The organism is Phascolarctobacterium sp. ET69 (assembly GCF_023336935.1).
Classification (GTDB): domain Bacteria; phylum Bacillota; class Negativicutes; order Acidaminococcales; family Acidaminococcaceae; genus Fusicatenibacter_A; species Fusicatenibacter_A intestinipullorum.
Genome location: NZ_JAMBLR010000005.1, coordinates 103,646 through 111,212 on the forward strand (window position 1 = coordinate 103,646; position 7,567 = coordinate 111,212).

Consider the following 7,567-nt stretch of genomic DNA (forward strand, 5'->3'; position numbering starts at 1 on the left):
CGCTCCCTTCTATTCCATATCTTCACTGGCGGCGTCATCCGCATCTTTTGCTTCCATATTCATGTTGCCAATATCGGCAATCAAATCAAAATCGGGGTCTTCCGCTGCGCTGTCATCACTGTCGGTGGTGTAGTCATCCTGTACAATCTCCGTGTTAGGAGCTTCGGGAATTGCACCGTCGATGTCAAGATCCAGCTTGCGTGCTGTTTCGTTGATATCGTCATCGGTATCACGCAGGGAAATTTCTTCTTCGTCCTCGTTGAGCACTTTAATGTCAAGGCCGATGGACTGAAGTTCTTTAATAAGTACCTTAAAGGATTCCGGAACACCAGGTTCAGGAACGTTTTCACCCTTAACGATGGCTTCGTAGGTTTTAACACGGCCGACAACATCGTCGGATTTTACGGTTAAAATTTCCTGCAAAGTGTAAGCTGCGCCGTATGCTTCCAGCGCCCAAACTTCCATTTCGCCGAAACGCTGGCCGCCGAACTGCGCCTTGCCGCCGAGAGGCTGCTGGGTAACAAGAGAGTACGGGCCGGTGCTGCGGGCATGGATTTTATCATCAACAAGGTGATGCAGTTTGAGCATGTAAGTTAAGCCGACGGTAACTTTGTTATCGAACGGTTCGCCGGTACGGCCGTCATACAGCGTGGTTTTGGCGCTGCGGTCGATACCTGCAAGGTCAAGCGCATCATTAATGTCTTTTTCGTGAGCGCCGTCAAATACCGGTACGGAAATCTGTACGGCTTTAATGCTCTTATCACCGAATTTACCGATTTCAACGGTTTCTGGGATACCATATTTTTCAACGTCATAGCCAACACCGGTCAGGCGTTCTACAAGGCCTTCGGCATTGTTTTCAATCTGCATGCCGAGTGCACGTGCTGCCCAGCCCAGATGGTTTTCCAGAATTTGTCCGATGTTCATACGGGAAGGTACGCCCAACGGATTCAGCACAATCTGTACCGGTTCGCCGCTCGGCAGGAACGGCATGTCTTCGCGCGGCAGAATACGGGAAATAACGCCCTTGTTGCCGTGGCGGCCTGCCATTTTATCGCCGACGGAAATTTTACGTTTCTGTGCAATATGTACGCGAACCTGTTCGTTAACTCCCGGAGGAAGTTCGTCGCCGTTTTCGCGGGTAAATACTTTTACGCTGACAATTTTACCTGCTTCGCCGTGCGGAACACGCAGCGAGCTGTCGCGTACTTCGCGTGCTTTTTCGCCAAAGATGGCGCGCAGCAGGCGTTCTTCTGCGGTAAGCTCGGTTTCGCCTTTCGGAGTTACTTTGCCGACGAGGATATCGCCCGGGCGTACTTCCGCACCAATGCGGATAATGCCGCGTTCGTCAAGGTCTTTCAATGCTTCTTCCGATACATTCGGAATATCGCGGGTAATTTCTTCTTCGCCCAGTTTGGTGTCGCGGGCATCGCAGTCGTATTCTTCAATATGAATAGAAGTAAATACATCGGCTTTAACCAAATCTTCGCTAAGAAGAATAGCATCTTCGTAGTTGTAGCCTTCCCAAGGCATGTAGGCAACAATTACGTTGTAGCCAAGTGCAAGTTCGCCATGGTCCGTTGCAGGGCCGTCTGCCAGTACCTGGCCTTTAACAACCTTGTCACCTTTGTAAACAATCGGGCGCTGGTTAACGCAGGTGCCCTGGTTGGAACGTTTAAATTTCAATACGCTGTATTTATCTACGCCGCCGTCATCTTTGCGGATAACAATTTCATCGCCGGTAACGCGTTCTACAACGCCGGCATTTTTAGCCAGAATGCACACGCCGGAGTCAACGGCAACTTTATATTCCATACCAGTACCGATGATCGGAGCCTGAGTGCACAGAAGCGGCACTGCCTGGCGCTGCATGTTTGCACCCATAAGAGCACGGTTCGCATCATCGTTTTCGAGGAACGGAATAAGCGCGGTAGCGATAGATACAACCTGTTTCGGCGAAACGTCCATGAAGTCTACCTGGTCAGGAGGCAGGGAAAGCACTTCGTTCTGGTAACGTGCGGTTACACGTTCGCCTTCAAAGTAACCTTCATCATCCAAAGGTTCGTTCGCCTGAGCGATAATGTAATTATCTTCTTCATCAGCGGTAAGATAAATAATTTCATCAGTTACGCGCTTGTTTTCTTTATCAACACGGCGGTACGGGGTTTCCATAAAGCCGTATTTGTTAATAACAGCAAAGGTAGAAAGAGAACCGATAAGGCCGATGTTCGGACCTTCAGGGGTTTCAATCGGACACATACGGCCATAGTGGGAATGGTGTACGTCGCGGACTTCATAGCCTGCACGTTCACGGCTCAAGCCACCGGGGCCCAGTGCGGAAAGACGGCGTTTATGGGTCAGCTCGGCCAGCGGGTTGTTCTGGTCCATAAACTGGGAAAGCTGGCTGCTGCCAAAGAATTCTTTAATTGCAGCAACAACAGGACGGATATTAATAAGCGCCTGCGGCGTAATAACATCAACATCCTGAATGGTCATACGTTCTTTTACAACGCGTTCCATACGGGCAAGGCCGATGCGGAACTGGTTCTGCAAAAGTTCGCCGACACGGCGTACACGGCGGTTGCCCAAATGGTCGATATCGTCGCCGGTGCCAAGGCCGTCCATCAGGTTCAGCAGATAACCGAAGGAAGCCATAACGTCTTCAACGGTGATGGTACGGTGGTCTTCCGGAATATCGGAAGTGCAGATGATTTTCATCGGCTGTTCTTTCAGGCGGATGAAAACTTCTTTCAGGCCGGGGCCTGCAAAAATACCGCTTTCTTCAATTTTATCAATAACATCAAGGTCAATCTTGGTGCCTGCTTCAGCAATAATTTCACCGGTAGATACATCAACCAGCGGCTGATCCAGTACTTTATCCAGCAGGCGGCGGCGCCAGCCGAGTTTTTTGTTCAGCTTATAACGGCCTACGCTGGCAAGGTCATAACGTTTGTTGTCAAAGAAGGTTGCTTCAATAAGTGCGGAGGCGTTTTCCAGAGTAGGAGGTTCGCCCGGACGCAGCTTTTTATAAATTTCAATTAAAGCTTCTTCGCGGGTAGTTGTTGTATCCCTTTCAAGCGTTGCAGCAACGGAAGGATGGTTATTAAAGAGCGCTAAAATATCTTCATTCTGGGTTAAACCCATAGCGCGCAGCAAAACGGTTGCCGGCAGCTTTCTGGTACGGTCAACACGTGCGTAAATAACGTCATTTAAGTCGGTTTCATATTCAATCCATGCACCACGGTTAGGAATGACTGTTGTACCATACATTTTTTTGCCGCTGGGGTCCATCGTAACAGCGTAATAAACGCCCGGGGAACGTACCAGCTGGCTGACGATTACACGTTCGGCACCGTTGATTACAAAAGTACCGGTTTCCGTCATCAGCGGAAAATCGCCCATGAATACTTTAGATTCTTTAATCTCGCCGGTATCTTTATACAGAAGGCGCACGTTTACATTTAACGGCGCAGAATAGGAAGCATCGCGTTCCTTGCATTCTTCTACTGTATATTTAGGCTCACCGAGAGTAAAGCCTTCAAAGGAAAGTTCTAAATTACCTGTAAAATCTTTAATAGGAGAAATGTCATGGAAAATTTCGCAAAGACCTTCTCGCATGAACCACTCATACGATTTTCTTTGGATGTCAATCAAATGAGGCATTGGCAATACTTCATTGATTCTGGCATAACTGTACCGAGTCCTATTACCTACGGGAACCGGTTTAAACATGTAATCCCTCACCCCTTAATGTATATGTTGTCAGGCAGACTTAAACAAGCGCGTTTTTACCATGACAAAAAAAGCAAGGCTCCAAACAATATTCAGGACCTTGCATGTTGTCTTCGATGAACGCACCTCATCTAAATCCATATAAGCACGGTACGGTGCTCAACCACTGAACCCCCGGTACCGGTTGTCAATACCTGCAATCTACTAATGTTGTAGTATGATATGTTATCATATATTTCGCAATTTGTCAATCATGCGGGCATAAAAAAATTCCGCTGCAATGCAGCGGAATTTTTATTGCCGTTAAGCAAAATTATTTAATTTCTACGGAAGCGCCAGCTTCTTCGAGTTTAGCTTTGAGAGCTTCAGCGTCAGCTTTGGAGATTTTTTCTTTAACAGCTTTCGGAGCTTCGTCAACGATAGCTTTAGCTTCTTTCAGGCCCAGGCCGGTTACTTCGCGAACAACTTTGATTACGTTGATTTTGCCAGCGCCAGCAGCGGTCAGGATTACATCGAATTCAGTTTTTTCTTCAGCAGCAGCAGCGCCACCAGCAGCCGGAGCAGCAGCTACAGCAACAGGAGCAGCAGCGGATACGCCGAATTTTTCTTCCAGAGCTTTAACGAGTTCGGAAAGTTCGAGGACGGTCATAGATTCAATAGCTTCAATGATTTGTTCTTTATTCATTATAGTTACCTCCATAAATTAGATGTTTTAATTTTATTGTTAAATTTTTATGCGATAAGCCTCAGCTTATGCGGATTCTTTTTGTTCGCGGATAGCGTCAAGCGCATATACCACTTTGCGGATAGTACCTTGAAGTACATTGACGAAACCGGAAATCGGAGCATTCATGCTGCCAAGCATTTTGGCAACGAGTACTTCTTTCGGCGGCAGTTCTGCCAGAGCTTTGATAGCTGCATCGTCAATAACTTTACCGTCAAGAACACCTGCTTTAACAACAAGTGCTTTGTTTTCTTTAGCAAAATCGCAAATGATTTTTGCTGCGGCAACAGGGTCTTCCGGAGCAACCGCAATAGCGGTGTTCTTTTCAAGAACCGGCTCCAGACCTTCAATGCCTGCTTCTTGTGCTGCAATACGGAGCAGAGTGTTTTTAACTACAATGTAGGTAACACCGGCTTCGCGCATTTTACGGCGCAATGCAGTATCCTGTGCAACAGTCAAACCGCAGAAGTCTACCAGAACAGTGCATTTAGAGCTGGTAAGAAGTTCTTTAATCTCTGCAACTTTAGCTGCTTTTTCAGGTCTAATTGCCATACATCTGCACCCCCTTCTTTATTTTGATATTTTTTATTAAATCAAAAAGACCTCTCGGCCGCAGCCGGAGGTCGCGAAGGTCTATCTTCAACGTCTCCAACCTCGGCTGGCGCTATGCTTACGCGGCTGTGCCGCACCTGCTGTCTATGGCCCGATTATCTTCTGATTTATAAAATTATTTGTCGCTGTTAGCCTTCAGAACGTCAACTTTAACGCCAGGGCCCATGGTAGTAGAAAGAGTGATGGTTTTCATGTACTGGCCTTTTGCTCCGGAAGGTTTAACTTTTACCAGAGTATCGGCAAGTGCAATGTAGTTAGCCAAAAGCTGTTCGTCTGTAAAGGAAACTTTGCCGATAGGAGCCTGTACATTACCTGCTTTATCGGTGCGGTATTCAATTTTACCAGCTTTAATTTCGTTTACTGCACGGGTTACGTCCATAGTTACGGTACCAACTTTCGGGTTAGGCATTAAACCTTTAGGACCGAGGATTTTACCAAGACGGCCAACCATGCCCATCATGTCAGGGGTTGCTACGCAGACATCAAAATCTGTCCAGCCGCCCTGAATTTTAGCGACATATTCTTCACCGCCAACATAATCTGCGCCTGCTGCTTCAGCTTCTGCAACTTTGGGGCCTTTAGCAAAAACAAGAACAGTTTTGCTTTTGCCGGTGCCGTGCGGAAGAACCATAGCGCCGCGAACCTGCTGGTCAGCGTATTTAGGATTAACACCGAGTTTGAAAGAAACTTCAACGGTGCTGTCAAATTTGGTAACGTTAGTTTTCTTTACTAATTCTATTGCTTCTTTCGGAGAATAGAATTTGTCAGCTTCGATAAGTTTCAAAGCTTCCTGGTACTTTTTGCTTCTTTTTGCCATTAACTTTTCCTCCTATGTGGTAATAACGGTTTTTGGCCTCCCACTTAATTAAGTTAACTAATATTATCAGTCAACTACGGTAATACCCATGCTGCGGGCAGTACCTTCAACCATTCTCATTGCAGCTTCAATATCTGCTGCGTTGAGGTCAGCCATTTTGGTTTCGGCGATTTCGCGGATTTTGTCGCGGCCGAGGGTGGCTACTTTTTTCTTGTTAGGTTCGCCAGATGCTTTTTCCAGACCGGCTGCTTTTTTCAAGAGAACCGGAGCCGGAGGAGTTTTGGTAATGAAAGTAAAGGAACGGTCTTCAAATACGGTGATTTCTACCGGGATAATAAGACCAGCCTGCTGTGCAGTACGTTCATTGAACTCCTTAACGAAAGCCATGATGTTTACACCGGCCTGGCCGAGTGCAGGGCCTACAGGAGGAGCCGGAGTAGCTTTACCAGCCGGTACCTGTAATTTTACCATCTTAACGACTTTTTTCGGCATTTATTACACCTCCTTATTCAGCTTCTTCAACTTGAGTAAAATCAACTTCAACAGGTGTTTCGCGCCCAAACATGTCCACAAGAACCTTCAGCTTGCCGCGTTCTTCATTAATTTCGGAAACGCTGCCAAGGCATCCGGCAAACGGGCCGCTTTTAAGGCGTACAATCTGCTGTAATTGTAAATCAATTTTAGGACGGCTTTCTTCCACGCCCATAGAACGCATAATTTGTTTTACTTCCTCATCTGTAAGAGGAATGGGCTTGGTGCCGGAGCCAACAAAACCGGTTACGCCTGGAGTGTTGCGGACGGCATACCAGCTGCGGTCATTAACAATCATTTCTACCAGTACATAGCCCGGGAAAACTTTGCGCTGCACGCTGCGTTTTTTGCCATCTTTGACTTCTATTTCATTTTCCATAGGTATTACAATATTGAAAACTTCGTTTTCCATACCCAGGGAATGAACTTTGCGTTCCAGATTAGCTTTTACTTTATTTTCGTAACCGGAATAAGTATGTATGACATACCAACGTTTTTCTGATTCCATAGCGGTACCGGGAATATTAATTCCCTTCCTCCTTACTCAAACTTATTGTAAAATCAACTGGAAAAGCCCAGCAAAAATACTGTCAATTACCCAAATCAGAATTGCTGAAAGGACAACGGCAATAAATACAACGATTGTATGGGCAATAAGTTCTCGTCTGGTAGGCCAGGTCACTTTTTTTAGTTCAGATTTTGCTTCCCGCAGAAAGCGCATAATGCCGTTGGTGTCTTTCACACCCGGTAATTCTGGAACGGCCATCTTTTCACATCCTTGCTAAAATACCTAGATAAACTCAAACACAAAGATTATTTGGTTTCTTTATGTAAAGTGTGTTTTTTGCAAAATTTGCAGTACTTGTTGATCTCAATACGGTCCGGATCATTCTTTTTGTTTTTGTTAGTCTGGTAGTTGCGCTGTTTGCATTCAGTGCATGCCAAAGTAATCAAAGTACGCATTCGTTACACCTCTCTTGCTGTCAAAATTGCTGGTCTGAAAATTTCACTAATATAGAGTACCACAGTTAACGGGTTATGTCAACAATGTTTAAAAAAATAATCTAAGACCGGGCTGAAAAGTCCGGCCTTAGATATATGTACCGCTAACAGCGTTTAATTATTTTTCTTCGATAGCAGTAACAACACCA

The 7,567-nt window shown here is 46.0% G+C and carries 8 protein-coding genes and 1 other annotated feature; all 8 genes read right to left on the reverse strand.

Annotated elements, in window-relative coordinates; genetic code table 11:
- Positions 1-9 precede the first annotated feature (9 nt).
- Positions 10-3,732: a DNA-directed RNA polymerase subunit beta gene (rpoB, locus tag M3079_RS07995; RefSeq protein WP_249078544.1), complete on the reverse strand. Its 3,723-nt coding sequence runs from the start codon at positions 3,730-3,732 to the stop codon at positions 10-12.
- A 313-nt stretch (positions 3,733-4,045) separates the two neighbouring features.
- The gene (gene rplL / locus M3079_RS08000; protein WP_021716157.1) at positions 4,046-4,417 is read right to left on the reverse strand and encodes a 50S ribosomal protein L7/L12; all 372 of its coding nucleotides are present in this window, start codon (positions 4,415-4,417) and stop codon (positions 4,046-4,048) included.
- A 66-nt stretch (positions 4,418-4,483) separates the two neighbouring features.
- Positions 4,484-5,008 carry a 50S ribosomal protein L10 gene (gene rplJ, locus M3079_RS08005; protein WP_249078545.1) on the reverse strand — a complete coding sequence of 175 codons (525 nt, stop codon included), beginning with the start codon at positions 5,006-5,008 and terminating at the stop codon, positions 4,484-4,486.
- Between the two features lie 34 nt (positions 5,009-5,042).
- Positions 5,043-5,176, reverse strand: a sequence feature (ribosomal protein L10 leader region).
- A 7-nt stretch (positions 5,177-5,183) separates the two neighbouring features.
- Positions 5,184-5,885: a 50S ribosomal protein L1 gene (rplA, locus tag M3079_RS08010; RefSeq protein ID WP_021716159.1), complete on the reverse strand. Its 702-nt coding sequence runs from the start codon at positions 5,883-5,885 to the stop codon at positions 5,184-5,186.
- A 66-nt stretch (positions 5,886-5,951) separates the two neighbouring features.
- Positions 5,952-6,377 carry a 50S ribosomal protein L11 gene (gene rplK, locus M3079_RS08015; protein ID WP_021716160.1) on the reverse strand — a complete coding sequence of 142 codons (426 nt, stop codon included), beginning with the start codon at positions 6,375-6,377 and terminating at the stop codon, positions 5,952-5,954.
- 13 nt (positions 6,378-6,390) lie between these two features.
- Positions 6,391-6,924, reverse strand: coding sequence for a transcription termination/antitermination protein NusG (gene nusG, locus M3079_RS08020; protein ID WP_021716161.1), 534 nt, complete (start codon positions 6,922-6,924; stop codon positions 6,391-6,393).
- 42 nt (positions 6,925-6,966) lie between these two features.
- Entirely contained in the window at positions 6,967-7,182 is a 216-nt protein-coding gene (secE, locus tag M3079_RS08025; RefSeq protein ID WP_249078547.1) for a preprotein translocase subunit SecE, read from the reverse strand.
- Between the two features lie 47 nt (positions 7,183-7,229).
- Complete coding sequence (gene rpmG / locus M3079_RS08030) at positions 7,230-7,379, reverse strand: 50S ribosomal protein L33 (protein ID WP_021716163.1); 150 nt, start codon at positions 7,377-7,379, stop codon at positions 7,230-7,232.
- Positions 7,380-7,567 lie beyond the last annotated feature (188 nt).